Source organism: Nonomuraea sp. NPDC000554 (assembly GCF_040300065.1).
In the GTDB taxonomy this organism is placed as follows: Bacteria; Actinomycetota; Actinomycetes; order Streptosporangiales; family Streptosporangiaceae; genus Nonomuraea.
This window is the reverse complement of the sequence record NZ_JBEPDC010000020.1, coordinates 40,678-65,301: the sequence shown is the minus strand read 5'-3', so window position 1 is coordinate 65,301 and position 24,624 is coordinate 40,678. Positions and strand designations below refer to the sequence as shown.

Below are 24,624 nucleotides of genomic sequence, written 5' to 3'. Positions count from 1 at the left end.
TATACCCGGCGGTGAAGGTCACGGCGTTCTGGATCTGATGAGTTCGTCCGTGGCTTCCTGGTAGGCCGTGGCGGCCCGCCCGAAGTAGTCGAAGAGCGTGGCGACCTCCTCCTGCGAGTAGCTGCGGAGCAGCTCGCCGATCCTGCGCCTGGTTCCCGACAGGACCTCGTCGAGATCCTCGGGCTGCCCGGCCGTCTCGACGATGACCTTGCGGCGGTCGGCCGGGTCGGGCACCCGCCGGACGTGGCCGCCCTTCTCCAGGCGGTCGATCAGGCGGGTGGTGGCGCCGGTGGTGAGGCCGGTCTGCGTGCTCAGCTCGCCGGACGTGAGCGGCCCCGCGAGGTCGAGCAGGTTGAGCGCGTAGTAGTCGGTGGCGTTCAGCCCGGCCGCCTCGGCGCTGGCCAGGCTGTTGAGCACCATCGCGCTCAGGTAGCGGCGGAAGATCTCGCTCGGGTCCGTTGACACGGTCGATTCCTCTTCTCTAATCTAATATCTGCAAGAAAGCAGATAAATACTTGATGCAGACACTGCATCGAGCAAGGTATCAGAAGGGGTAGCCATGAACACCACGCACACCGCCGAGCAGGCCGTCCGCGAACTGTTCGGCGCGATGGAGGACGCCTGGAACCGGGGCGACGGCGCCGCCTACGGAGCCTGCTTCACCGCCGACGCCAGCTACACGTCGTTCGTCGGCACCGTCTACCGGGGACGCGAGGACATCGCCGCCGGGCACCAGGCGTTGTTCGACTCCTTCCTGAAGGGGACGACGATGTTCAACGAGATCGCCGAGCTCCGCTTCTACGGCTCCGACGCCGCGGTCGTCACCGGCAGGGGAGAGGTGGCCAAGAAGCGTCCGGGCAAGCTGCCCAAGGTGCAGACGTACACGCTGGTCCGCGAGGCCGACGGGCGGTGGCGCATCGCCGCCTTCCACAACACCCGGCGCAGGTCGCTGATGGAGGCCATCTCCTTCAGGTTCGTCCCTGCCAGCGCCCCTCGCCACGCGTGACGGCCGTCGGCCGGGGTGGCTCAGGCGAGCCGGTCGAGGACGAACCGGGCACGCTGCTCGACCGGCGCCCGCGGCAGCGTCACCACCTCGTACCCGTAGCCGGCGTACGCCGCCACGCACGCCTCGTAGGTCCGCTCCGCCTCGTCGAGCGACTGCCTGCGCTCGGAGTCCTGCTCATAGATCTCCGGCCACGGCGGGGCGGCGAACACGCGCGGGTGGTAGCGGAACGTCCTGGCCGCCGCGTCGAGGTGCCGCGGCACCGGACGTCCGAGCAGCACGAGGTAGCCGACCGTGTCGACGAGCCCGCGGTCGAACAGCACCGGCTCGTCCCTCGACGCCTCCCGGTAGGAGCGCAGGTCCCAGGCGAGCATCAGCTCGGCGAACAGTCCAGGGTCGGACCAGGGCAGCGCGGGCCCCGAGATCGCCACCTGGTCCTGGATGACGGCGCGGCCCGCCTCCGGCTTGGTCGCGAAGCCCCGGCCGGCCAGGTGCCGGATCAGGGTGCTCTTCCCGGAGCCCGGCCCTCCGGTGATGACGGTGAAAGAACTTTCGGGCATGCGGCTGCCTGCTTCCGCTAGGTGGGCGTGGATGATCCGCTCGCGTCAGAGGAGGCGGAGAAGGGGACGGCCTGCGCGCCGCGGGAACAGGGCGGCCTGGCGATCGGGACGTCCGAACAGGGCCAGGATACCGGCGATCAGCCGCGCGGGGCGTACATGATGACGGCGACGCCGAGCAGGCAGACGGCGACCCCCAGCAGATCCCAGCGGTCCGGGCGGAAACCGTCCATGACGACGCCCCAGAGCAGGGAACCCGCGACGAAGATGCCGCCGTACGCGGCCAGCACCCGCCCGAAGTGCGCGTCAGGCTGGAACGTGGCGACGAAGCCGTAGGCGCCGAGCGCGAGGACGCCACCCAGCACCCACAGCACGCCGCGGCTCTCCCGGACGCCCTGCCACACCAGCCAGGCCCCGCCGATCTCGGCGACGGCGGCGAGCACGAACAGCAGCAGGGACCGGGCGAGCGTCATGGACGCGACCCTAGCGGAGCTCGCGCTTGAGGATCTTGCCGGTGGCGGTCATGGGCAGGGCGTCCCGGAACTCGACGATGCGCGGGTACTTGTAGGCCGCCATGTTCTCGCGGGCCCAGGCGATCAGCTCGTCCTCGGTGATTGCGCTGCCGGGCGTGCGGATGACGTACGCCTTGATCTCCTCGCCGTGCGACTCGTGCGAGACCCCCACCACCGCCGCCAGCGAGACGGCCTCATGCGTCATCAGGACCTCTTCCAGCTCGCGCGGGTACACGTTGAACCCGCCCCGGATGATCATGTCCTTGGTGCGGTCGACGATCGCGTAGTAGCCGTCGGCGTCGCGGGTGGCGAGGTCACCGGTGCGGAACCAGCCGTCGCGCATCACCTCGTCCGTCGCCTCGGGACGGCCGTAGTACCCCTTCATGATGTTGTGCCCGCGGACGGCGACCTCGCCGGGCCCCTCGCCGTCGATCGTCTTCCAGTCGCTGTCGATCAGCTTCATCTCCACCCCCCAGATGGGGGTGCCGATGGTGCCGGGCTTGGTGGGGCGTCCGAGCTGGTTGAAGCAGGCCACCGGCGACGTCTCCGACAGCCCGTACCCCTCCAGGATGCCGATGCCGAAGGTCTGCTCGAAGTCCCGCAGTACCTCGACCGGCGAGGACGCGCCTCCCGCCACCGCGACGTTCAGCGTCGTGGGCGTCGTCGCGCCCTCCGCATGGATCTTCGTCAGCATCGCCCAGTACATGGTCGGGACCCCGGCGAAGAACGTGACGCCCTCCTTGACCATGAGCGCCAGCGCCTCGCCCGGCTCGAAGCGCGGCATCAGCACCACGGCGGCCCGGCGGCGGAAGCCGGTGTTCATGACGACCGTCTGGCCGAAGGAGTGGAACAGCGGCAGCACGGCCAGCATCACGTCGCCGCCGGCGGCGCTGGGGAACATCTCGTCGCAGACGACGGCGTTCATCAGCATGTTCTGGTGGCTCAGCTCGGCGCCCTTGGGCTGCCCGGTGGTGCCGGAGGTGTAGAGGATCACCGCGGTGTCGTCGGGCGCGGTCTGCACGGTCTCGAACTCGCCGGGCATGCCGTCCAGCGCGGCCCAGAACGACTCGCCGTACTCCGACTCGGTCGCGAGCGGCGTGGCGGGCAGCACGAAGAAGTGCTCGCACCCCTCGGACGCCTCGAACGCCGCCCTGCCGCGCTCGCCCAGCGGCAGTTCGGGCGTGCCCTCGAAGCAGAACAGCGCCTTGGCGTCGCTGTCGTCGAGGTGGTAGGCGATCTCCCTGGACTGCAGCAGCACGTTCAGCGGCACCACCGTGGCCCCGGCCTTGAGGACGCCGAAGTAGACGAACGGGAAGTACGGCAGGTTCGGGCAGGCGAGCGCGACCTTGTCACCCTTGCCGATGCCGCGCGTCACCAGGAGGTTCGCCACCTGGGACGCCACAGTGTCGATCAAGGAGTAGGGCAGGCGCATGTCGCCGAAGACGATGGCCGTGCCGTCGGGGGTGGCCCTGGCGCTGTCTTCCAGGACGATCGACAGGTTGAGCATGGGACGCCTTCCTCTTCTGAACGGCTTGCGCGCCATCTTCGCAAAAGGTGATACCGACCGGTAGGTGGTGCGGAAGAACTGAAAGCCGCATTCATTTCCCGCCCCTAAGTACGGGGGTTGTCCGTCGTCGGGCGATGCCCCGGAAGTGTGCAGCGCGGACTCAGGGGTGCGGGCGGGGCGGCGTTGTTGGTTGATGTACTGCTTGACGGTCGACATGGGGTGCCGCCACAGGAGGTGGTGACCAGAAGTGGCCGGGCATGATGGCCCGGCTGACTGATGAGCAATGGCGCGGCATCGTGTCGTCTAACGCAGCGCGCTGGTGCTTGGTCGCGACGGCCGGATGGACGTGCGGTGCGGAATCCGTGAGCCTGCCGGGGTCGGCATTCGGCACCGGACGTAATGGTCCCGGTGATAATGTGTTCGAGTTGCGGAGGGTATCCATGAGGTAACCGAATGGTAATCCGTTCGGATCGTCGTACAGCGTCGCTGGGGCGAGGAGGTGTGCGGGGTGAAGCTGCGCTACAACTACCGGCTCTACCCTGACATCGCCCAGCAGCAGATGCTGGCCAAGACGTTCGGCTGTGCCCGGGTGGTGTGGAACGACGCTCTGGGTGCCCGCAAAGCCGCCCGCAAGGCCGGGTTGCCGTTCATCGGGGATGCCGCCATCCAGCGTCTGGTCCTCACCCAGGCCAAACGCACGCCTGAGCGGGCGTGGCTTGGCGAGGTCTCCTCGGTGGTGCTCCAGCAGTCGGTCCGTGATCTGAACACCGCCTACAAGAACTTCTTCGATTCAGTGTCCGGACGGCGTAGGGGCCGAAAGATGGGGCTGCCGGTTTTCAAGTCCCGTCATGACCATCGCCAGTCTGCCCGGTTCACCTCCAACGCCTTCCGTCTGACCGGTGCCGGCAGCCTGTATCTGGCGAAGATCGGCGAGGTGGAGGTCCGCTGGTCACGCGAGCTGCCCGTCGCTCCGTCGTCGGTTACGGTCGTCAAGGACGCTGCCGGACGCTATTTCGCCTCCTTCGTCATCGAGGTACCCGACGATGGCCAGGTGCTGCCGGGGTGTTACGCGGAGGTCGGGATCGATCTGGGGCTCGCCTATTACGCGATCCTTTCGACCGGAGAGAAGATCGCGAACCCGAAGTGGCTGCGCCGCCGGGAGAAGAAACTCGCCAGGCTGCAGCGGTCGCTGTCACGCAAGCGGAAGGAATCGGCCAACCGCGACAAGGCCCGGGTGATGGTTGCCCGTCAGCATGCCAAGGTCGCCGACGCCCGCCGGGACTTCCTGCACCAGACCACAACCTCGATCATCCGTGAGAACCAAGCGGTGCACATCGAGGACTTGGCGGTGCGGGGCCTGGCCAGAGGACGGCTGGCCAAATCGGTCAACGATGCCAGCTGGGGCGCGTTCGCGGCTCTGCTGGCTGGCAAGGCCGCCCGCCGCGGCCGCACCCTGACCAAGGTCGAGCGCTGGTTTCCCTCCTCCCGGCTGTGCCCTTGCTGCGGATGGAAGAACGGCAAACTGGCTCTGGAGGTGCGCGCGTGGGACTGCCCGTCCTGCGGCGAGCATCACGACCGCGACCTCGCCGCCGCGATCAACATCCTCCTCGAAGGGCAGCGCATCACCGGCACGACCGTGGCCGCCGGGCTGGCTGGACACGGCATAAACGACTGTGGAGGGCAGGTAAGACCGGGCAAGGCAACTCCGAGCCCGGCACCGCCCGAAACCTGCGACGCGCGAGCGGCGTAGAGGAAGCAGTAAGAACCCCACGGCGACGTGGGGCAGTCCTCAGCGTTCACGCCGAGGAGGATGCCAAGAGTGAATATGGACGCCGTCGATCGCCTGGAGTAAGCAAGGACCAGATCGCTTACCCCTGGGAGGGTCCATGGAGTACGACTACGTCGTGGTCGGGGCGGGGTCGGCCGGCTGCGTGCTGGCCAACAGGCTGTCGGCGGATCCGGGGGTGTCGGTCGCGCTCGTCGAGGCGGGCGGTCGCGACGACAAGCTGGAGATCCGCATGCCCGCGGGCTTCGCCAAGCTGTTCAAGACCGGCTACGACTGGAACTACACCACCGCGAAGCAGTCGGAGATGTCCGGCCGCGAGCTGTACTGGCCCAGGGGCAGGGTGCTCGGCGGTTCGTCGTCGCTGAACGCGCAGATGTGGGTGCGCGGGTGCCAGCGCGACTACGACCAGTGGCAGATCCCCGGCTGGTCGTACGAGGAGGTCCTGCCGTACTTCACCAGGGCCGAGCACCGGGTGGGCAGCAACCAGGGCGGGGTGTACGGCGAGGACGGCCCGCTCTACGTCTCTGAGCTGCGCAGCCCCAACGTCACCACCAAGGCGTTCCTGAGGGCCTGCGAGGAGCTGGGGTTCACGCGGCTCGCCGAGCTCAACGGACGTTCCAACGAGGGCTACAGCCCCACCCCCGTCACCCAGAACCGCGGACGCCGGTGGAGCGCGGCGGACGCGTACCTGCGTCCCGTGATGAAGCGGCCCAACCTGACCGTGATCACCGGGGCGACCGTCGCCCGGGTGGTGTTCGACGGCAGGCGGGCCGTCGCAGTCGAGCACGACGGCGGCGCCCCGGTCAGGGCCAGACGGGAGGTCATCCTGTCGGCGGGCACGATCGGCTCGCCGTACCTGCTCATGCGCTCGGGCGTGGGCGCCGCCGACGAGCTGCGCGACGCCGGGATCGCGGTCGTCCACGAGCTGCCGGAGGTCGGCAAGAACCTGCAGGACCATCTCTCGTCAGGGGTGTTCGTCGAGTGCAAGGAGCCGGTGACGCTCAGCAGGGCCGAGTCGCTGAGCAACCTGCTCCGCTACATCGTGCTGCGTTCCGGCATGCTCACCACCAACGTGGGCGAGGCGGTCGCCTTCATCAGGACGTCCCAGGACGAGCCCGCGCCCGACATCGAGCTGATCTTCGCGCCCGGTCCGTTCGTCAACCACGGCCTCACCCCGCCCACCGGCCACGGGATGACCGTCGGCGTCATCCTGCTGCAACCGGAGAGCCGCGGCAGGGTCGGGCTGAACGGCCGCGACGTGCTGATCGACCCCGGCTACCTGAGCAAGGAGGGCGACGTCAGGCGGCTGGTCGCCGGGCTGAAGACGGCCAAGCGGGTGTTCGCCACCGCCGCGATGCGTCCGTACGCGGGCGGCCCGATGGCGCCCTACCAGGCGCCGGAGAGCGACGACGAGCTGGCGCAGTGGGTGCGCGAGCGCGGCGAGACGCTCTACCACCCGGTGGGGACGTGCCGCATGGGCACGGACGAGGGCTCGGTCGTGGACCCGACGCTGCGAGTGCGCGGTCTTGAGGGCCTCAGAGTCGTGGACGTGTCGGTCATGCCGACGCTGAACCGCGGCCACACCCACGCCCCGGCCATCATGATCGGTGAAAAGGCCGCCGACCTGATCGCCGAACGTTGATCATGGCAGAGCGCTTTGCCCTAGATCGTGGAGACTCTTGACGTAAGTGGTCACTTGCGTGAGGCTTTGTGTGTATGACGCTCTCCGCAGACGTGGAACTGTCGCAGATCCCGTTCTGGGGGCTGCCCCAGGCCGAGCGCATGGCCGCCTTCCGCAGACTGCGCCAGGTCGACCGGCCGGTGTTCGTGCCGGAGCAGGTCGTGCCGTTCATCAAGGGCGGGCCGGGCTACTACGCCCTGGTACGGCACGCGGACGTGACCGAGGCCAGCAGGAACGCCGCCGTGTTCAGCAGCGAGCCGTGCTCCAACAGCATCCCGGACATGCCCCGCTGGCTGGCCGTGTACTTCGGGTCGATGATCAACATGGACGACCCGCGGCACGCCAGGCTGCGCAGGATCGTGTCCAGGGCGTTCACCCCGCGCATCCTGTCCAAGATGGAGGAGGACCTGGCCACGGCCGCCGCCGAGATCGTGGACCAGGCGATCAAGGAGGGGCCGGGCGACTTCGTCGCCCAGATCGCCGCCAGGCTCCCCGTCCGCGTCATCTGCGACATGATGGGGATTCCGCCGAAATTTCATGACATGGTGCTGCGGCGGACCAACGTGATCCTCGGGAACACCGACCCCGAGTACACCGGCCTCGGCGTCGACTTCAGCCGGGTCAACGTGGCCCGCGGCCTGGCCAAGCTGCTGCACGCCGGGTTCTCGCTGAACCGGCTCGCCGCCCGCCTCGGCGACGAGCGGCGCAGGAACCCGACGGGCGACCTGGTGAGCCTGCTGGTCAACGGCGACGAGCGGCTCACGTCCCAGGAGCTGGGGTCGTTCTTCATCCTGCTCGTGGTCGCGGGCAGCGAGACGACCCGCAACGCGATCGCGTACGGGCTCAAGCTTCTCACCGACCACCCCGACCAGCGCGAGCTGCTGCTGTCGGACTTCGACGGGCGCGTCACCAAGGCGTGCGACGAGATCATCCGCTACTCCACCCCGGTGATCCAGTTCCGCCGCACGGTCACGCAGGACCACGAGATGAACGGGATGCAGTACCGCAAGGGCGACAAGGTGCTGCTCTTCTACAACTCCGCCAACCGCGACGAGGCGGTCTTCACCGATCCCGACGCGTTCGACATCACCCGCGACCCCAACCCGCACGTCGGCTTCGGCGGCCCCGGCCCGCACTACTGCCTGGGCGCCCACCTCGCGCGCCGCGAGATGACCGTGATGTTCCGCGAGCTGTTCACGCGGCTGCCCGGCATCCGGGCGGTGGGCGAGCCGGACTTCCTGCTCTCCAACTTCATCAACGGCGTCAAACACCTGAAGTACGCGTACTGAGCCCGGCCGGTGCGGATCGGCGTGTTGTTCCAGCTTGTCTTCCAGATTGCGCCGGACTTGCCCGAGGTCGGCTGACAGTGGTGCTCCGCCTGCGGAGCGGCTAGGTTTCGCAGTCATGGAGATCAGGACAGTCCACGCCAACGGGGTGGAGTTCGCGTATCTGGCCCAAGGGGAAGGGCCGCTGGCGCTGTGCCTGCACGGCTTCCCCGACACCGCTCACACCTGGCGCCACCTCATGCCGGCCCTGGCCGAGCGCGGCTACCGCGCGGTGGCGCCGTTCATGCGCGGCTACGCGCCCAGCGAGATCCCGGCCGACGGCGCCTACGAGGGCGCCGCGCTGACCGCCGACGTCCGAGCCCTGCACGAGGAGCTCGGCGGCGACGACCGCGCGGTGATCGTCGGACACGACTGGGGCGCCTTCCCCGTGTACGGCCTGGGCGGGAGGTTCCGCAGGTCCGTGACCATGGCGGTGCCGCCGCCGGGCGCACTGGGCGCCGGGTTCTTCGAGTACGAGCAGCTCAAGCGCTCCTTCTACATCTTCCTGTTCCAGACCGGGCTGGCCGAGACCGCCGCCGCGAGCCCAGACTTCCTGGACGGCCTCTGGCGCGACTGGTCACCGGGCTACGACGCCCGGCGGGACCTGGAGTTCGTCCACCGGAGCCTCGGCCAGCCCGGCAACCTGGCCGCCGCGATCGGGTACTACCGGGCCATGCTCGGCACCACCCCGCCCTCGGGCCGGTACCCGGACCCCGAGCCCACCACCGGGCCGATCCTGTACCTGCACGGGGGGCAGGACGGCTGCCTCGGCCCCGACCTGGCCAAGGACGTCCTCGGCCACCTGCCGGAGGGCTCACGCGCGGAGCAGGTGCCCGGGGCCGGGCACTTCCTGCACCTCGAACGTCCGGACGAGGTCAACCGGCTCGTCCTCGACTGGCTCGGCCCCGCCTCCTGACCACCGCGAGCAGCGGGTGTCTGCCCGCCAGGGCGACGTCCTTCTCCCACGTCGCGACCCGGGGCGGCGGAAGGCGGCCCCGCATCGCCGGCGGGTCGCCGGCGTCGGTAGAAGGTGGTCGCGTGGCGAGAGCAGCGATCACGCGGGCGGCGGGCCAACCGGGTTTCCCGCGCGTACGTACGCTGTACGTGCAAACCGTTGACGCGGGCGACCGCCGCTCAAGATGATGGCTGAATGAGCGTCGTTGACTTCGATCTGTCGGAACGCGAGTTCTGGGCCAAGCCGATGTCCGAGCGGGAGCGGGCGTTCGACCGGTTGCGAGCCCGCGAGACGCCGGCCTTCTTCGAGGAGATGGAGATCTCCTACGCGCCCAAGGGGCCCGGCTACTACGCCCTGGTCAAGCACGCCGACATCCTGGAGGCCAGCCGGACCCCGGAGGTGTTCAGCTCGGGCGACGGCGGCGCGACGAACATCCCCGACATGCAGCCCGAGTTCGCCGAGTACTTCGGCTCCATGATCAACATGGACGACCCGCGGCACGCCAGGCTCCGCCGGATCGTCTCGCGCGCCTTCACGCCCAAGATGATCAGGCAGTTCGAGGCGGACGTGGAGGTCGCCGCCGCGCGCGTCGTGGACGACCTGCTGGCCAAGGGCGCAGGGTGCGACTTCGTCACCGAGGTGGCCTCCCGCCTGCCCCTCAAGATCATCTGCGACATGATGGGCATCCCTGAGAGCGAGTACCAGTTCGTCCTCGGCCACACCAACCTGATCCTCGGCGGATTCGACCCCGAGTACGCCGGCCCCGACCTGGACGAGCTGCCCGAACGCCTGCTCCGCGCGGCCATGGAGCTCCAGCAGCTCGTGCAGGACCTCGCCTCGCACCGGGCCGACAACCCCACCGGCGACCTGATCTCCTCCCTCGTCAACGCCAACCTCGACGGCGAGCGGCTCACGCTGCAGGAGCTGGGGTCGTTCTTCATCCTCCTGGTCGTGGCGGGCAACGAGACCACCCGCAACGCGATCTCGTACGGCCTGCGCCTGCTCACGAAGAACCCCGACCAGCGCGCCCTGTGGCTGGAGGACTTCGAGGGCCGCGCCCCTGGCGCCGTGGAGGAGATCGTCAGGCTGGCCGCGCCGGTCAACTTCATGCGCCGCAAGGCGACCCGCGACCACGAGATGAACGGCCACCTCTACCGCAAGGGCGACAAGGTGGTGCTGTTCTACTGGGCGGCCAACCGCGACGCGAGCGTCTTCGACGACCCGTACCGGTTCGACATCACCCGCAGCCCCAACCCGCACGTCGGCTTCGGCGGCCCCGGCCCCCACTTCTGCCTGGGCGCGCACCTGGCGCGCAGGGAGATCACGGTGATGTTCCGCGAGCTCCTGCGTCGCGTCCCGGCCATCGAGGCCGGCAGGCCCGACCGCCTGCAGTCCAGCTTCATCAACGGGATCAAGCACATGGAGTGCTCGTTCTGACGGTCAGGGCTGGCCGACGACCTTCAGCTGCTTGACCACGGTGTTGATGTCGGGCAGGTACTGCTTGCCGTCGGCGGGCACGGACATGTACACGATCGCGGGGACGTCGCCGCCGGAGTTGACGGCGGCCGTCACGATGGTGGCGTTCTCCGTGCCCGAGGTCAGCGAGTAGGCGACCAGGCGTCCGGTGGACTGGCCCACCTTGATCGGCTGCTGGGCGATCTTCCGGACCTTGTTGTCCTCGGGGAAGAAGCGCTTGCGCGCCGACAGCACGACCTGCCTGATGACCGGCTCCAGATCGTCCTCCGAGGTGAAGGAGGACGCCAGCTTGGACGGCAGGGGGCCGGTCATCAGCTGGGCATAGGAGTTCTCGCCGACCTTGGCGAACTGGCGGGTGTCGTAGCCGTACGTGGTCTTGACCGTGGCCCGCTGGTCCAGCTGCCAGGTGCCGCCGAGCCGGGGGACGCTGATCCTGGCCGCGGCGTCCGGGAGGGCGCCCGTGACCGGGGCCGCCTTGCCCGGGTACCGGGGGAGGCGGCCGATCGAGGTCGAGGACTTGGTGGGCGGGGGCGGCGCCGACGTGTTGGCCTTGGCCGGAGGCTGGTTCGCGGCCGGCTCGTCGCTCGCCAGGGGGCCGGCGAGGAAGGCCCACGCGAGGGCACCCACGAGGGCGATCGCCACCGAGCCCGCCAGGGCGTACATCCAGATCGGCCTGCCGGGCTCGTCGAGGGAGTCGTCCTGCTCGCCCATGGCCTGGTAGTTGTCGCCGAAGACGGTGTCCCAGAGCTCCTGCTGGCGCTCTGGCGGCGGGGTGCGGGAACCGCTGATCTGCCCGGCCGTGACGAACGGGCGGTCCGGGTCGGACGGGTCGCGGCTGAGGTTGGCGCCCGGCCTGGCCTGGTCGTCCATCGGAGGATGCGGCGTGCCGCCCGACGGGACGGCCCGGTCGTCGAGGGGCGTGCCGGGGAAGACCTGCTGGTCCTGCGGAGGGTTCGGGTAGACCTGGTGGTCCTGCGGAGGGGCAGGGAAGACCTGGTGGTCCTGCGGAGGAGCGGGGTAGACCTGCTGGTCCTGTGTGGGGCGGGGGCGGGGGCGGTCGTCAAGCGGCGTTTCGCTCATGGCGTACGCGTCCGCGGGGACGCCCTGGTTGTGCGAGGCAGGACGATCGAGCGGGCCGCCCGGCTGGGTCACCTGGGGCCACGGCGCGGGGGAGGAGAGGTTGGACCACGCGTCCGGGGAGGTCGTGTTCTGCGGCTCCGGCCAGGCGTCAGGAGGGGGCGTGCGCTGCGGGTCAGACCAGCCGTCGGGGGAGGTCGTGCGCTGCGGGTCGGACCAGCCGTCAGGGGAGGTCGTGCGCTGCGGGTCGGACCAGCCGTCAGGGGAGGTCGTGCGCTGCGGGTCGGACCAGCCGTCAGGGGAGGTCGTGCGCTGCGGGTCGGGCCACGTGGGCTCCTGCCGCGACGGCTCCGGCCAGGAGGGCTGCGGGGCTTCCGGCCAGGAGGTGGGCACGTCCTGCCGTGGCGGCTCGGACGGCCGCGTGGCCTCCGGCCAGGACGGCGGTGCCTCTCGCTGCGGCACCTCGGGCCAGGACGGTGGCAGGTGTGGACCTCCGGACTTCTCCGTTGCCATTGCTGCCGGGCCTCCCGAGGTTATGTCCGGATTGGATCTGTCACGCATGGTCTCATGGGATTTTCCAGGAGATGCGGTGGGTTCCGCAGGGAAACGCGGGAAGCCGTGTGGATCGGTCGGCGGGTCCTGCATCGGCAGGCCCGGCTCCGGTCGTTCTGGCACTCCTGGGTACACCACGGCGTTGAGAGTAATCTAAAGGGACATTAGAGGTCACAACGGATAGATCACCATCGGGTCTCGCGTGACCCGAAGGGTCTATTGTGCCCTCCGGAGTCGGTCGACTACAGGCGTTCACTTTAAGATGTGCGCTAGGCTTGACTTATGCGTTCCGCGACCCTGCTTCTTAGCGGGCCGCGACGGCCCTGAGATCTCGCCGTCGCGGCTGCCCCTCGTTGTCGCACGGGGGGTTTTCTTATGTCCCAGTCAAGCCCAGAAGGACGACAGCCGTGAGTGAGTACGACCCGCAGGCGCTGCAGGCCAAGTGGCAGGCGCGTTGGGAGGAACTGGACCCGTTCCGGGCGAGCGAGGACGCCGCCGACCCCCGTGAGCGGCGGTACATGCTCGACATGTTCCCCTACCCTTCCGGTGACCTGCACATGGGCCACGGCGAGGTGTTCGCCATCGGCGACGTCGTCGCGCGCTACTGGTTCCAGCAGGGCTACAACGTCCTGCACCCGATCGGCTGGGACTCTTTCGGTCTGCCCGCCGAGAACGCGGCCATCAAGCGGAACGCGCACCCGGCCGAGTGGACGTACGCCAACATCGACACCCAGGCCAACTCCTTCAAGCGCTACGGCGTCTCCTTCGACTGGTCGCGCCGCCTGCACACCAGCGACCCCGAGTACTACCGCTGGAACCAGTGGCTGTTCAACCGCTTCTTCGAGCGCGGCCTGGCCTACCGCAAGGGCGGCCTGGTCAACTGGTGCCCCAACGACCAGACCGTGCTGGCCAACGAGCAGGTCGTGGGCGGCAAGTGCGAGCGCTGCGGCGCCGACGTCATCCGCCGCGAGCTGACGCAGTGGTACTTCAAGATCACTGACTACGCGCAGCGGCTGCTGGACGACATGGCCCAGCTGGAGGCCACCTGGCCCGAGCGCCTGCTGACCATGCAGCGCAACTGGATCGGCCGCTCCGAGGGCGCCGACGTGCTGTTCCAGATCGAGGGCCGCGACGAGCCGGTCCACGTCTACACCACCCGCCCCGACACGCTGTTCGGCGCCACGTTCTTCGTGGTCGCCGTGGATGCGGCGCTGGCCGACGAGATCGTCACCGACGAGCACCGGGCGGCCTTCGAGGCCTACCGCGCCGAGGTGGCCAAGCTGAGCGACATCGAGCGGCTGTCCACCGAGAAGGAGAAGACCGGCGTCTTCCTGGGCCGCCACGCGATCAACCCGGTCAACGGCGAGCGCATCCCGGTCTGGGCGGCCGACTACGTGCTGTCCGACTACGGGCACGGCGCGATCATGGCCGTGCCCGCGCACGACCAGCGCGACCTGGACTTCGCCCGGGAGTTCAACCTGCCGGTGAAGGTCGTCGTGCACACCGGCCTGGCCGACCCGGGCGAGACCGGCGAGGCGACCCCCGGCGAGGGCACCCTGGTCAACTCCGGCCCGCTGGACGGCCTGTCCAAGGCCGAGGCCATTGCCAAGATCATCGACATCCTGGAGGTCGGGGGCAAGGGCACGGGCGCGGTCAACTTCCGGCTGCGTGACTGGCTGCTGTCCCGCCAGCGCTTCTGGGGCACGCCGATCCCGATCATCCACTGCCCCGACTGCGGCGAGGTGCCGGTCCCCGACGACCAGCTGCCGGTCACGCTGCCCGACCTGCGGGGCGAGGCGCTGGCGCCGAAGGGCGTCTCGCCGCTGGCCAGCGCCACCGAGTGGGTCAACGTCGAGTGCCCCAAGTGCGGCGGCGCCGCCAAGCGCGACACCGACACCATGGACACCTTCGTCGACTCGTCCTGGTACTACCTGCGCTACACCTCGCCCGGCTACACCGACGGCCCGTTCGACCCCGAGCAGGTCCGCAAGTGGGGCCCGATCGACCAGTACGTGGGCGGCATCGAGCACGCCGTGCTGCACCTGCTGTACTCGCGCTTCTTCACCAAGGTCCTGCACGACATGGGCATGGTGGACTTCACCGAGCCGTTCATGCGCATGCTGAACCAGGGGCAGGTGATCAACCAGGGCAAGGCCATGTCGAAGTCCCTGGGCAACGGCGTGGACCTGGGCCGGCAGATCGACGACTACGGTGTCGACGCGGTCCGCCTGACCATGATCTTCGCCTCGCCGCCCGAGGACGACATCGACTGGGCCGACGTCTCGCCGGCCGCGTCGCAGAAGTTCCTGGCGCGTGCCTTCCGGGTGATGGACGAGGTGACGAGCGTCCCCGGCGTCCCGTTCGACGACGGCGACCTGGAGCTGCGCAGGTTCACCCACCGCACCATCGACGAGGTCACCAAACTGGTCGACTCCTACCGCTTCAACGTGGCGGTGGCCCGCATGATGGAGCTGACGTCGGCCGCCCGCAGGGCGATCGACTCCGGCCCCGGCGCGGGCGACCCCGCGGTCCGCGAGGCGGCCGAGACGCTGGCCGTGATGCTGTCGCTGGTGGCGCCCTACACGGCCGAGGAGGGCTGGGAGCGGCTGGGCCACACCGGCACCGTCGCGTTCGCGGGCTGGCCGTCCGCCGACCCGGCGCTGCTGGTGCAGGAGTCGGTCACCTGCGTCGTGCAGGTGGCGGGCAAGGTCCGCGACCGGCTGGAGGTGCCGCCCTCGATCTCCGAGGACGAGCTGAGGGAGCTGGCGCTGGCCTCGGAGAAGGTCCAGGCGCACCTGTCGGGCACACCGCGGAAGGTGATCGTCCGGGCGCCGAAGCTGGTCAACATCGTCCCGTGACGCCCGCGGTTCACAGGCGGCGCAACGCCGGCAGCAGTTCGCTCTCCGCCCAGGCGAAGAACGGCTGCTGCTGGTCCGCGCCGATCTGCACCAGCGCGAGGTGCGTGTAGCCCGCGTCGGTGTACGTCTTCGCCGCCTCGACGACGGCCTGCACGTCGTCACCGCACGGCACGTTCCGGGCCACGTCCTCGGGCCTGACGGGGGTCGCGGCGGCCCCGAAGTTCACCGGCCCGGGCAGCTCCGCCATCACCTTCCACCCGCCCACGGCCGCCCAGCGCCACAACCTGTGCGCGCGCTCCTCGGCGGCCTCGGCGTCGGCGTCGTAGGCGATGGCGAGCTGGCCGTAGACCGGCTTGCCCGCGCCACCGGCGGCCTGGAACCGCTCGACGACCTCCGGCATCGGGTCGTTGATCATCAGGATGTCGCCGAACTCGGCCGCGATCTCCGCCGACCTGCCTCCCGAGGCCGCGATCCCGATCGGCACCCGCTGGTCCGGCAGGTCGTAGAGCCTGGCCGAGTCGATGTCGTAGAACTCGCCCTGGAAGGTGACGTAGTCGCCGTCGAACAGCTCCCTGATGATCTGGACGGCCTCGCGCAGCATCCGGTGCCGGGTGTCGACGGGCGGCCAGCCCTCGCCGATCACGTGCTCGTTCAGGTTCTCGCCCGCTCCCAGGCCGAGGGTGAACCGTCCCTCGCTCAGCACGCCCATCGTGGCGGCCTTCTGCGCGACCACGGCCGGGTGGTAGCGCATCAGCGGGCAGGTCACGTACGTCACGAGCGGCAGCCGCCTGGTGACCTGCGCCGCGGCGCCCAGCACCGACCAGGCGTAGGGGGAGTGACCCATCTCCTCCAGCCACGGAAAGAAGTGGTCGGAGATGACCGCGTAGTCGAAGCCCGCCCGTTCGGCGAGGGCGGCGTGGTCCACGAGCTCCCGCGCCGGGGTCTGTTCGCACATCAAGGTGTAGCCGAACTCGGCCATGGAGTGCGCCTCCCTGGAATCGTCGTTACCTGTCAGGAGATCAACGGCGGGTCCGGAGGTCGGCCAGTTCCTCGACCACCAGGCCGAGCCCGATGCCCAGCAGCCAGACGTCCTTGGCGATGGGGGTGCCCTGCTGCGACGGGCGCAGGCTGCCTTCCTCGCGCAGGCCGGGCGTGCTCAGGTAGAGGCCGAGGAGCCCTCCGGCGAAGGCGGTGAGCGCCGCCCCGGCCACCAGTGACGGCACGACCGGCAGCAGCAGGGCCAGGCCGATGGCGGTCTCGGCCCTCGACACGAGCCGGGTGAACGCCTCCGGGTCCTTCTCGCCCAGGAACGGGTAGCTGCCGGACGCCATGCCGTGCACGGTCTTCGCGGTCTGCAGGTCGGCGTTGGCCTTGCCCAGCCCGGAGTTCAGGATGAACGCCCCGGCTGCCACACGCGGCGGGAGCTGGTGCAGGCGGGCGAGAATTCTCATGATCCCTCACTCCTTGTGCCGAATGTCGATCCTCTTCCCATTTGTCGGGTTGGCATCCTCGGGTGCATCCGGTCTTGACCCATCCTTGGAGCAGACGGCTGTTCGCTCGTAGCGCAGCCGGTCGCAGGTCGCGTCCCAGGGTTGTCCGGGGCCTGCGAGCTTGCCGGGCGTGTGGCCTGCCGCTGCCGCCTGCGGGAACGGTCTGGGTCTCGGCCGTTCGCGGTGCCGAGCATTAGTGTGCAGCTGTGACAAATGGCGCATACCTCAGATATCCGCATCTTCACGGTGACCTGGTCACCTTCGTCGCCGACGACGACGTCTGGCTGGCGCCGCTGGCGGGCGGCAGGGCCTGGCGCTTCACCGCAGACCGGACGCCCGTCTCCCACCCCCGGTTCTCGCCCGACGGCACCCGCATCGCGTGGACCAGCAACCGCGAGGGGGCGCCCGAGGTCTTCGCCGCCGAGGTCGACGGGCCGGAGGGCGAGCGGCTGACCCACTGGGGCAACGCGATGACCGGGGCACGCGGGTGGAGCGCCGGCGGGGACGTCCTCGCCGTCACCGCCGCCGGTGAGGGCGGGCGGGCGCGGACCTGGGCGTACGCCGTCCCGCTCGACGGCGGGGCCGCGTCCCGGCTGCCGTACGGGTGGGTGAGCGACGTCGCCGTGAGCGGCGCCAAGGTGGCGACCGTCTCGCCGATGTGGCGAGAGCCGTCACAGTGGAAGCGCTACCGGGGCGGCACGGCGGGCAAGATCTGGGTCGACGCGGAAGGCGACGGCGAGTTCACCCGGCTGTTCGCCGACAGCGACGCGCAGTACTGGTCGGTGACGTGGGTGGGGGACAGGATCGCCTTCCTGGCCGACCCCGACGGCACCGGCAACGTCTACTCGTCCCTGCCCGACGGTTCCGACCTGCGCAGGCACACCTCCCACGACGAGTTCTACGCCCGGCACGCCGCGACCGACGGGCAGCGGCTGATCTACAGCCACGCCGGTGACCTCTGGCTGCTGGAGAGCCTGGACGCGGAGCCGACCCGGCTGGACATCCGGCTCGGCGGGCCGCGCCCGGCCCGCGCCAGGCGGCCCGCCCCCATCCGCGTCGGCGGGTTCTCGCCGGACGCGACCGGCCGGGCCAGCGCGGTCGAGATCCGCGGCACCGCGCACTGGGTCACCCACCGCGACGGCCCGGCCGGCATGCTGCGGGCCGAGTCCGGCGTGCGGGTCCGGCTGCCGCGCACGCTCGGCGCCGACGGGCGGACCCTCTGGGTGTCGGACGCCGGCGGCGAGGACGGCCTCGAGATCGGCACGCCGGGAGGCGAGATCCGCACGCTGGCCACCGGGGAGCTGGGGCGGGTGCTCGACCTGGTGGCCGCGCCCGACGGCAAGCACGCGGCCGTGGCCACGCACGACGGACGCCTGCTGGCCGTAGACCTCGAATCCGGAAATATCCGGGAACTGGACCGCACGTCCCAGGGCGACATCAGCGGGCTCACCTTCTCTCCCGACTCCGCCTGGCTGGCCTGGGTCCACCCCCACCACGAGCCGCTCTCCCAGATCAAGATCGGACGCCTCGACGGGACCACGGTGATCGACGTGACCCCGCTGCGCTTCGCCGACTTCAACCCCGCCTTCACCAGGGACGGCAAGCACCTGGCCTTCCTGTCCGTCCGGACCTTCGAGCCGGTCTACGACGCGCACGTGTTCGACCTGTCCTTCCCCGCCGCCTGCCGGCCGTACATCGTCCCGCTGCAGGCCACCACCCCCTCCCCGTTCGACCCCAGCCTGCAGGGACGCGGCTTCAACGGCGAGGACGACAAGCCCGCGTCCGAGGAGAAGAAGGACGACGCGCCGCCGCGCACCGAGGTGGACTCCGAAGGGCTCGCCTCCCGCGTGGTCCCCGTCCCCGTCCCCGCCGGCCGGTACCGCAACCTGCGCACCGCCAAGGACGCCCTGCTCTGGCTGCGCGTCCCGCAGTCCAGCCAGCCCGACGGCAGCACGTCCGGCGAGACCGTGCTGGAGCGCTACGACCTCAAGAAGCGCGCCAAGGCCGAGCTGGGCCAGGACGTGCGGGCGTTCGAGGTGAGCGGCGACGGCACCAGGCTCGTCACCAACGGCAAGAACGGCCTGCAGACCCGCGCTGCCACAGAGGGCGACGAGGTCGTCAGCATCGAGCTGGACCGGATCTCGGTCCAGCTCGACCCGGTCGCCGAATGGCGGCAGGGCTACCGCGAGGCCGGACGGCTCATGCGCGACCACTTCTGGCGCGCCGACATGAACGGCGTCGACTGGCAGGCCGTCCTCGACAGGTACGCGCCGCTCGTCGAGCGCCTCGGCTCCTACTCGGAGCTGATCGACCTGCTCTGGGAGGTCCAGGCCGAGCTCGGCACCTCCCACGCCTACGCCCGCGCCAACGGCACGGCCGTGGACCCCCGCCGCCGCCAGGGCCTGCTCGGCGCCGACCTGGCCCGCGACGCCGACGGGGTGTGGCGCGTCGAACGCGTCCTGCCGGGCGAGTCGTCCGACGATGAGGCGCGCTCGCCGCTGCTCGCGCCCGGCGTCGCCGTGCGGGCGGGGGACGCGATCGTCGCGGTGGGCGGACGTCCCGTCGATCGCGTCCGTGGGCCGTTCCCCCTGCTGTCCGGGACGGCGGGGCAGCCGGTCGAGCTGACCGTGCGTCCCGCGTCCGGCGGTGACCCGCGCCGTGTCGTCGTCACCCCGATCGACGACGAGACCCAGCTGCGCTACCACGACTGGGTGGAGGGCCGCAGGGCCTATGTCCGCGAGGCGTCGGGGGGCAGGCTCGGGTACCTGCACGTGCCCGACATGATCGCCTCCGGCTGGGCCCAGTTCCACCGCGACCTGCGCACCGAGATGGCCTACGAGGGGCTGGTCGTGGACGTCCGGGAGAACGGCGGCGGGCACACGTCCGAGCTGGTGCTGGAGAAGCTGTCACGGCGGGTCACCGGCTGGGCGTGGGCGCGCGGCTACGAGCCGATGCGCTACCCGGAGGACTCGCCGCGCGGCCCCATCGTGGCCGTCACGGACGAGTACGCCGGGTCCGACGGCGACATCGTCAGCGCGGGCATCAAGAACCGCGGCCTCGGCCCGCTGGTCGGCACCCGCACGTGGGGCGGCGTGATCGGCATCGACTCGCGCTACTCCCTGGTGGACGGCACCGTGGTCACCCAGCCGAGGTACTCGTTCTGGCTGGAGGGGCCGGGCTGGGGCGTCGAGAACCACGGCGTCGACCCGGACGTCGAGGTCGTCACCACGCCGCAGGACCGGGTGGCCGGGCGCGACCCGCAACTGGAGAAGGCGGTCGAGCTCGCGCTCGCGGCACTGGAGGAACGGCCCGCGGCCACACCTCCCGACCTGCCCCCTCTCGAGGCGTAACGGAGCCGTAACGGGATTCGCGGTGATAGTGATCAGCGCGAATCCCGTTGGCAGGCTTGGCTGCCATGGAGAACCTTGGCTTTCGTGCGAGTGACATTCACGGTGCCGGGCTGAATGCCACGAAGTTGGAAGAACAACTCAGTGGCTGGCTCAACGTCCTGCCCACCCTGCGCATGGGGACGCTGGGGGCTGCCGGCGAGTTCGCGAGAACGCGTCACAACAAGGCGAGGGAGGCGGTCAATGACAAGCTGTTCAGCTGCACCTCTTCGCTGCAACGCATCGCCGGCGGGCTGCACAGCGGCGCCGACACCTACGTCACGGCCAGCGACAAGGCGCTCCAGGCCGTCTTGAAGTCGCGCTCCAAAGTGACGTCGGGCTGGTACGCCGACGACGACAAGCCGCCCGAGCTGAAGGGACCCCAGTGGCAGGGGGCGGGGCTGCCCGCCTTGGCTGTGGTGCTGATGGCCGAGAAGAGGAAGATCAGGAGCGAACTCGCTTATCGGGTTGGGCGGAGCATTCTGCAGGATTTCGCAGAACGCGGGCAGATCGAGTTCGCGAATCTGGCGAAGAGAAGCCAGGCGACCCTGCGCCTGCTCAAGACCGCCGCAGCGATGTCATGGACGGCCTGGGCCGGGGTCGCCGTCTGGCTGTCCGTCGTGAGCTGGCACGACGAGGACCTGAACGACGCCATGGTCCTGTGGCGGCAGCTCGCGGGCGAGCTCGCGCAGACCTTCGCGGCCGGTGACCCCTTCAACTGGGAGCAACTGACACAGTCGTGGAGCGGCCAGGGTAAGAACGCCGCCGACCTGCGGCTGCGTGACTTCCTTGTCGCGGGGATGCAACTCGCCGACAAGGTCGCGGGCCGATCCCAGGGGCTGGAGGAGGCGGTCAAGCGGCTGAACGAGGTTCATGACTGGGCCTTCAAAATTACGGTCGGGGAGCTGGCCCTGCTGGCGGGCCTGGAAGCCGTGAAGTTCCTGTTTCCCACCGCCAAACTGGCCTCGGCCGTCGTCGGCCGCCGGCTCACCTTGGTGCTCGTGGCCGTCCAGGCCGTGGTCGTCGGCATTCTGGCCACTCTCGCCTACCAGGACGCCGGCCAGGACTCCGCCGGGCTCGGGCCGTCAGGCGTGGAGGAGGTCGACTTCCCGTTCGCCTAGTGGGCCCGCGAGAGCCGGTTGAGGATCTCGGTCAGGACGGGTTCGGTGGTGGCGAAGTTCAGCCGGGCGAAGTTCTCGCCGCCGGGGCCGAACCCGGCGCCGTCGCTCAGCATCACCCTGGCCTCGCGCTCCAGCCGCTCGGCCGCCCCCGGACGTCCGTAGTCGAGCCAGGCCAGGTAGGTGGCCTGCGGCAGCCGGTACCCGACTCCCTCGGGAAGGCGCTCCGCGATCGTGCGGCGGTTGCGGTCGAGCAGGGCGCGGGTCTCGTCCAGCCAGGCGTCCCCGTGCCGCCACGCCGCGACCGTCGCGTCCACGCCGAACACGTGCGCCGACCCGTACACGAAGGACGGCTGCGCGTCGAGCGCCTTCCGGACCTCCGGCGAGCCGATGTGGGCCACCGAGCACCTGATGCCGCCCAGGTTGAACGCCTTGGTGGCGGAGGTCAGCGTCACCGTCCGCTCGGGGAGGATCGTGGCGAACGGGATGTGCTCGTGCGGGGCGTAGGCGAGGTCGGCGTGGATCTCGTCGGCGATGACCAGCAGGTCGTGGCGCTCGACGTGGTCGGCCAGTTCGGTCAGTTCGTCCCTGGTGAAGACGCGGCCGGTCGGGTTCTGCGGGTTGACGAGCAGCAGCACCCGGCATCCCGCCAGGTCCGGCGGGTCGAAGCGCCAGGAGTCGCCGTCGGGCTGGAGCGGGATGGGCCGCAGCGGGCGGTCCATCTCGGTCAGCGTGCCGAGGAACGGGTGGTAGGCGGGGGTGTGCAGTGCCACCCCGTCGCCGGGACTGGTGCACACGTGGAGGAGCACCTGAAGCGCCTGGTTGATGTCGCTGTAGGCGCGGACCAGTGAAGGGTCGGCGTCCCAGCCGTAGCGGGTGGTCATCCGCTCCGCGAACGCCTCCGCGAGCGGCCCCGGCTGGGGGCTCTCGAGCCAGACGGGATATCCGAGGTCGCCTTCGGCCCGCCGGCGCAGGACCTCGATCACGGCCGGGGCCGTGGGGAGATCCATGTCGGCGATCCAGGCGGGGATGACGTCCGGTCCGGCCTTCGCCCACTTCAGCCCGTCATGCGTTGACTTGAGGGATTTGCCCATGAATGCGTCGCTCACCCGAGCATTTTAGGGACCCCTTGCCCGGACATCGAGGCCCTGGCCCCTGCTCCCGCCGTGCGGGGGTCGCTCTCGCGAATTAGTAATCGGTACGGTACCGTTTATTAAATGACGGACACCGTACTCATCGCGGGCGCCGGCCCTACCGGCCTGGCCCTGGCCGTTCACCTGGCCCTGCACGACATCCCCGTCCGGGTCGTCGACGCCGCTCCCGGCCCGGCCACCACCTCTCGCGCTCTCGGCCTGCAACCACGCGGCGTCGAGGTGCTGGAACGGATCGGCGCGCTCGGCGACCTGCCGCAGCGGGCGCAGTCCTCGCTCACCATGTCCTACAACGAGGGATCGCGCACCGTGCTGCGGTTCCAGGTCGGCCAGGCCGTGATGGACCAGCCGAAACAGACGCTGCTGATATCGCAGGCCGAGGTCGAAGGCGCCCTTCGGCAACGGCTCCGCGAGCTCGGCGGCGAGGTCGAGTGGCATACCCGGCTCGTCGGGGCCCAGCAGGACGACAGGGGCGTCACCGTCACCGTCCGCACCGGCGACGACGCCGAGCAGCACGTCCAGGCCGAGTGGCTGATCGGCTGCGACGGCGCGCACAGCACGGTGCGCAAGCTCGCCGGGATCGGCTTCCCCGGCCGCAAGCTCTTCGAACGCCTGCTGATGGTCGACGTGCGGGCCCCGTGGCCGTTCGACAGGAACGGCAGCACCACCTGGATGGACGCCGGGCACATGCTGTCGGTGACCGCCCTGCCTGACGACACGTGGCGCGTGTTCACCGAACCGCCGGCCGACCTGCCGGACCAGCTGTCCGAAAGCGAGATCGCCGACCGGGTGCTGGGCGACTTCGCCCGGCGCAGCGGCGTCAGCCTCGACACGGTCGCCGAAGTCCGCTGGGCCTCGGAGTTCCGGATCCACCGCCGGCTCGCCGACGCCTACCGCCGCGGCCGGATCCTGCTGGCCGGCGACGCGGCCCACATCCAGAGCCCCAGCGGCGGGCAGGGGCAGAACACCGGGCTGGGCGACTCGGAGAACCTCGGCTGGAAGCTGGTGCTGGTGGCCCGCGGCAGCGCCGACCAGCGGCTCCTCGACACCTACGAGGGGGAGCGGCGCCCGCTGGCCCGCAACGTGCTGAGGGCGACCAGCACCGCTGTCGACATCATGTTGCCCGACAACGAGTGGAAACGACTGGTACGCGACAAGGTGGTCCTGCCGATCTTCCGGCTGCCGGCCGTGCAGCGACGGGTGTGGCTGGCCGCGTCGCAGCTGGGCATCAGCTACCGGGGCGGACCGCTGGCGCCCGCGTCGCACCGGTGGGCCCAGGGGCCGCGTCCGGGTGACCGGATGCCGGACATCAGGTGCCGGCGTTCCGACGGCGGCGAGGTCATGCTGCACGCGGCGATCTCTGGACGCTGGGTCGTGCTCGCCGGCGACGAGCGCGACGCCGCCCGGCACGCCACGGCCGCCGCCACGCAGCTGGGCGCCGACCTGGTGATCCCGCTCGTGCCGGTGGAGACGAGCGCGCACGACGTGCTGCTGATCCGCCCCGACGGGCACATCGGTTGGCGTGGACGTCCGGCACCGGACAGACTGGCGGCATGGCTGAACCAGGTGCTGTGGCCGGCGTAGACCGCGGCCGCCCGCGCGACCCCAGTAACGACGCCTCGATCCTGGACGCCGCGCTGGATCTGCTGATAGAGCGCGGCGCGGCGGGCACCAGCATCGAGGCGGTCGCCCGGCGCGCCGGCGTGGCGAAGCTGACCGTCTACCGGCGCTGGCAGTCGAAAGAGGATCTCCTCATGGGCGCGCTGGAACACGCCCGCAACGCCGACCCGGACACGCCCGCCGCCGGGCGGTCGATCGAGGAACTGGTCGAGTTCACCGCCGAACTGCTGAGCCAGCCCCGGTTCCGCGCGCTGATGGCGAGGGTGATCGGCGCCTCGGTGGACTATCCGAAACTGGTGACCGCCTACACCGAGCGGTACCTCCAGCCACGGCTGGACGCCGTGGCCGACCTGGCCCGGCAGGCCGTCGACGCCGGCCGCTTCCCGAAGGACACCGACCCGAGCGCCATACAGGACGTCTTCTCCAGCGCGGTCGGATTCGTCCTTCTCCACGGCGAGGAGGGCTTGACCGCAGCGCAGATCGCGCGCCGGCTGTGGGCCCTGTTGCACCACATGGGATACCAGCCCCCGAACCCCTAGCGGTGCGGTGGGGGATTGCTGTGCGCTGCGG

General features: G+C 70.1%; 19 protein-coding genes. 11 read left to right on the top strand and 8 right to left on the bottom strand.

From position 1 onward, the window contains the following. Positions 1–18: 18 nt before the first annotated feature. A complete protein-coding gene (locus ABT294_RS32535; RefSeq protein ID WP_350810132.1) occupies positions 19–465 on the bottom strand; it encodes a MarR family winged helix-turn-helix transcriptional regulator in 447 nt (148 codons plus the stop codon). A gap of 94 nt (positions 466–559) precedes the next feature. On the opposite strand from ABT294_RS32535, the gene ABT294_RS32530 reads away from it, so the two are divergent. Next, positions 560–1,006 (top strand): SgcJ/EcaC family oxidoreductase, encoded by a 447-nt coding sequence (locus ABT294_RS32530; RefSeq protein ID WP_350810131.1) that lies wholly within the window; start codon positions 560–562, stop codon positions 1,004–1,006. 20 nt (positions 1,007–1,026) lie between these two features. Here ABT294_RS32530 and ABT294_RS32525 read toward each other — a convergent pair whose 3' ends face one another. The 3 genes from ABT294_RS32525 to ABT294_RS32515 form a co-directional block, all read right to left on the bottom strand. After that, positions 1,027–1,563, bottom strand: coding sequence for an AAA family ATPase (locus ABT294_RS32525; RefSeq protein ID WP_350810130.1), 537 nt, complete (start codon positions 1,561–1,563; stop codon positions 1,027–1,029). A 137-nt stretch (positions 1,564–1,700) separates the two neighbouring features. Further along, positions 1,701–2,033, bottom strand: coding sequence for a YnfA family protein (locus tag ABT294_RS32520; RefSeq protein ID WP_350810129.1), 333 nt, complete (start codon positions 2,031–2,033; stop codon positions 1,701–1,703). A 10-nt stretch (positions 2,034–2,043) separates the two neighbouring features. Next, positions 2,044–3,579 (bottom strand): long-chain-fatty-acid--CoA ligase, encoded by a 1,536-nt coding sequence (locus ABT294_RS32515; protein WP_350810128.1) that lies wholly within the window; start codon positions 3,577–3,579, stop codon positions 2,044–2,046. 508 nt (positions 3,580–4,087) lie between these two features. Here ABT294_RS32515 and ABT294_RS32510 point away from each other — a divergent pair. The 5 genes from ABT294_RS32510 (at position 4,088) to ABT294_RS32490 (ending at position 10,763) form a co-directional block, all read left to right on the top strand. Next, the gene (locus ABT294_RS32510; RefSeq protein WP_350810127.1) at positions 4,088–5,329 is read left to right on the top strand and encodes an RNA-guided endonuclease InsQ/TnpB family protein; all 1,242 of its coding nucleotides are present in this window, start codon (positions 4,088–4,090) and stop codon (positions 5,327–5,329) included. Between the two features lie 136 nt (positions 5,330–5,465). Continuing rightward, positions 5,466–7,007, top strand: a complete 1,542-nt coding sequence (locus ABT294_RS32505) for a GMC family oxidoreductase (protein ID WP_350810126.1) — start codon at positions 5,466–5,468, stop codon at positions 7,005–7,007. Between the two features lie 74 nt (positions 7,008–7,081). Further along, the gene (locus ABT294_RS32500; protein WP_350810125.1) at positions 7,082–8,335 is read left to right on the top strand and encodes a cytochrome P450; all 1,254 of its coding nucleotides are present in this window, start codon (positions 7,082–7,084) and stop codon (positions 8,333–8,335) included. Positions 8,336–8,450: 115 nt separating this feature from the next. Continuing rightward, a complete protein-coding gene (locus ABT294_RS32495; protein WP_350810124.1) occupies positions 8,451–9,287 on the top strand; it encodes an alpha/beta fold hydrolase in 837 nt (278 codons plus the stop codon). Between the two features lie 234 nt (positions 9,288–9,521). Next, entirely contained in the window at positions 9,522–10,763 is a 1,242-nt protein-coding gene (locus ABT294_RS32490; protein WP_350810123.1) for a cytochrome P450, read from the top strand. 3 nt (positions 10,764–10,766) lie between these two features. On the opposite strand, the gene ABT294_RS32485 is transcribed toward ABT294_RS32490, so the two are convergent. After that, the gene (locus ABT294_RS32485; protein ID WP_350810122.1) at positions 10,767–12,392 is read right to left on the bottom strand and encodes a hypothetical protein; all 1,626 of its coding nucleotides are present in this window, start codon (positions 12,390–12,392) and stop codon (positions 10,767–10,769) included. A 446-nt stretch (positions 12,393–12,838) separates the two neighbouring features. Here ABT294_RS32485 and leuS point away from each other — a divergent pair, with 446 nt between their 5' ends. Continuing rightward, positions 12,839–15,289 (top strand): leucine--tRNA ligase, encoded by a 2,451-nt coding sequence (leuS, locus tag ABT294_RS32480; RefSeq protein WP_350810121.1) that lies wholly within the window; start codon positions 12,839–12,841, stop codon positions 15,287–15,289. A gap of 10 nt (positions 15,290–15,299) precedes the next feature. On the opposite strand, the gene ABT294_RS32475 is transcribed toward leuS, so the two are convergent. Both ABT294_RS32475 and ABT294_RS32470 read right to left on the bottom strand, forming a co-directional pair. Next, positions 15,300–16,268 carry a TIGR03557 family F420-dependent LLM class oxidoreductase gene (locus ABT294_RS32475; protein ID WP_350810120.1) on the bottom strand — a complete coding sequence of 323 codons (969 nt, stop codon included), beginning with the start codon at positions 16,266–16,268 and terminating at the stop codon, positions 15,300–15,302. A gap of 40 nt (positions 16,269–16,308) precedes the next feature. After that, a complete protein-coding gene (locus ABT294_RS32470; protein WP_350810119.1) occupies positions 16,309–16,740 on the bottom strand; it encodes a hypothetical protein in 432 nt (143 codons plus the stop codon). Between the two features lie 245 nt (positions 16,741–16,985). On the opposite strand from ABT294_RS32470, the gene ABT294_RS32465 reads away from it, so the two are divergent. Both ABT294_RS32465 and ABT294_RS32460 read left to right on the top strand, forming a co-directional pair. Continuing rightward, positions 16,986–20,129, top strand: a complete 3,144-nt coding sequence (locus tag ABT294_RS32465; protein ID WP_350810118.1) for a S41 family peptidase — start codon at positions 16,986–16,988, stop codon at positions 20,127–20,129. A 65-nt stretch (positions 20,130–20,194) separates the two neighbouring features. Next, positions 20,195–21,286: a hypothetical protein gene (locus ABT294_RS32460; RefSeq protein ID WP_350810117.1), complete on the top strand. Its 1,092-nt coding sequence runs from the start codon at positions 20,195–20,197 to the stop codon at positions 21,284–21,286. Here the strand turns inward: ABT294_RS32460 and ABT294_RS32455 are convergent. Continuing rightward, the gene (locus ABT294_RS32455) at positions 21,283–22,392 is read right to left on the bottom strand and encodes a MalY/PatB family protein (RefSeq protein ID WP_350810116.1); all 1,110 of its coding nucleotides are present in this window, start codon (positions 22,390–22,392) and stop codon (positions 21,283–21,285) included. The genes ABT294_RS32460 and ABT294_RS32455 overlap by 4 nt on opposite strands. A gap of 108 nt (positions 22,393–22,500) precedes the next feature. Here ABT294_RS32455 and ABT294_RS32450 point away from each other — a divergent pair, with 108 nt between their 5' ends. Beyond that, a complete protein-coding gene (locus tag ABT294_RS32450) occupies positions 22,501–24,018 on the top strand; it encodes an FAD-dependent monooxygenase (protein WP_350810115.1) in 1,518 nt (505 codons plus the stop codon). Then, a complete protein-coding gene (locus ABT294_RS32445; protein ID WP_350810114.1) occupies positions 23,988–24,593 on the top strand; it encodes a TetR/AcrR family transcriptional regulator in 606 nt (201 codons plus the stop codon). Before ABT294_RS32450 ends, ABT294_RS32445 begins: the two co-directional genes overlap by 31 nt. Positions 24,594–24,624: the final 31 nt, after the last annotated feature.

Excerpts from the sequence above, each read along its gene's own strand:
- ABT294_RS32530 (WP_350810131.1), top strand. The coding sequence starts at position 560 with ATGAACACCACGCACACCGCCGAGCAGGCCGTCCGCGAACTGTTCGGC.
- ABT294_RS32525 (WP_350810130.1), bottom strand. The coding sequence starts at position 1,563 with ATGCCCGAAAGTTCTTTCACCGTCATCACCGGAGGGCCGGGCTCCGGG.
- ABT294_RS32520 (WP_350810129.1), bottom strand. The coding sequence starts at position 2,033 with ATGACGCTCGCCCGGTCCCTGCTGCTGTTCGTGCTCGCCGCCGTCGCC.
- ABT294_RS32515 (WP_350810128.1), bottom strand. The coding sequence starts at position 3,579 with ATGCTCAACCTGTCGATCGTCCTGGAAGACAGCGCCAGGGCCACCCCC.
- ABT294_RS32505 (WP_350810126.1), top strand. The coding sequence starts at position 5,466 with ATGGAGTACGACTACGTCGTGGTCGGGGCGGGGTCGGCCGGCTGCGTG.
- ABT294_RS32500 (WP_350810125.1), top strand. The coding sequence starts at position 7,082 with ATGACGCTCTCCGCAGACGTGGAACTGTCGCAGATCCCGTTCTGGGGG.
- ABT294_RS32495 (WP_350810124.1), top strand. The coding sequence starts at position 8,451 with ATGGAGATCAGGACAGTCCACGCCAACGGGGTGGAGTTCGCGTATCTG.
- ABT294_RS32490 (WP_350810123.1), top strand. The coding sequence starts at position 9,522 with ATGAGCGTCGTTGACTTCGATCTGTCGGAACGCGAGTTCTGGGCCAAG.
- ABT294_RS32485 (WP_350810122.1), bottom strand. The coding sequence starts at position 12,392 with ATGGCAACGGAGAAGTCCGGAGGTCCACACCTGCCACCGTCCTGGCCC.
- ABT294_RS32475 (WP_350810120.1), bottom strand. The coding sequence starts at position 16,268 with ATGGCCGAGTTCGGCTACACCTTGATGTGCGAACAGACCCCGGCGCGG.
- ABT294_RS32470 (WP_350810119.1), bottom strand. The coding sequence starts at position 16,740 with ATGAGAATTCTCGCCCGCCTGCACCAGCTCCCGCCGCGTGTGGCAGCC.
- ABT294_RS32460 (WP_350810117.1), top strand. The coding sequence starts at position 20,195 with ATGGAGAACCTTGGCTTTCGTGCGAGTGACATTCACGGTGCCGGGCTG.
- ABT294_RS32450 (WP_350810115.1), top strand. The coding sequence starts at position 22,501 with ATGACGGACACCGTACTCATCGCGGGCGCCGGCCCTACCGGCCTGGCC.
- ABT294_RS32445 (WP_350810114.1), top strand. The coding sequence starts at position 23,988 with ATGGCTGAACCAGGTGCTGTGGCCGGCGTAGACCGCGGCCGCCCGCGC.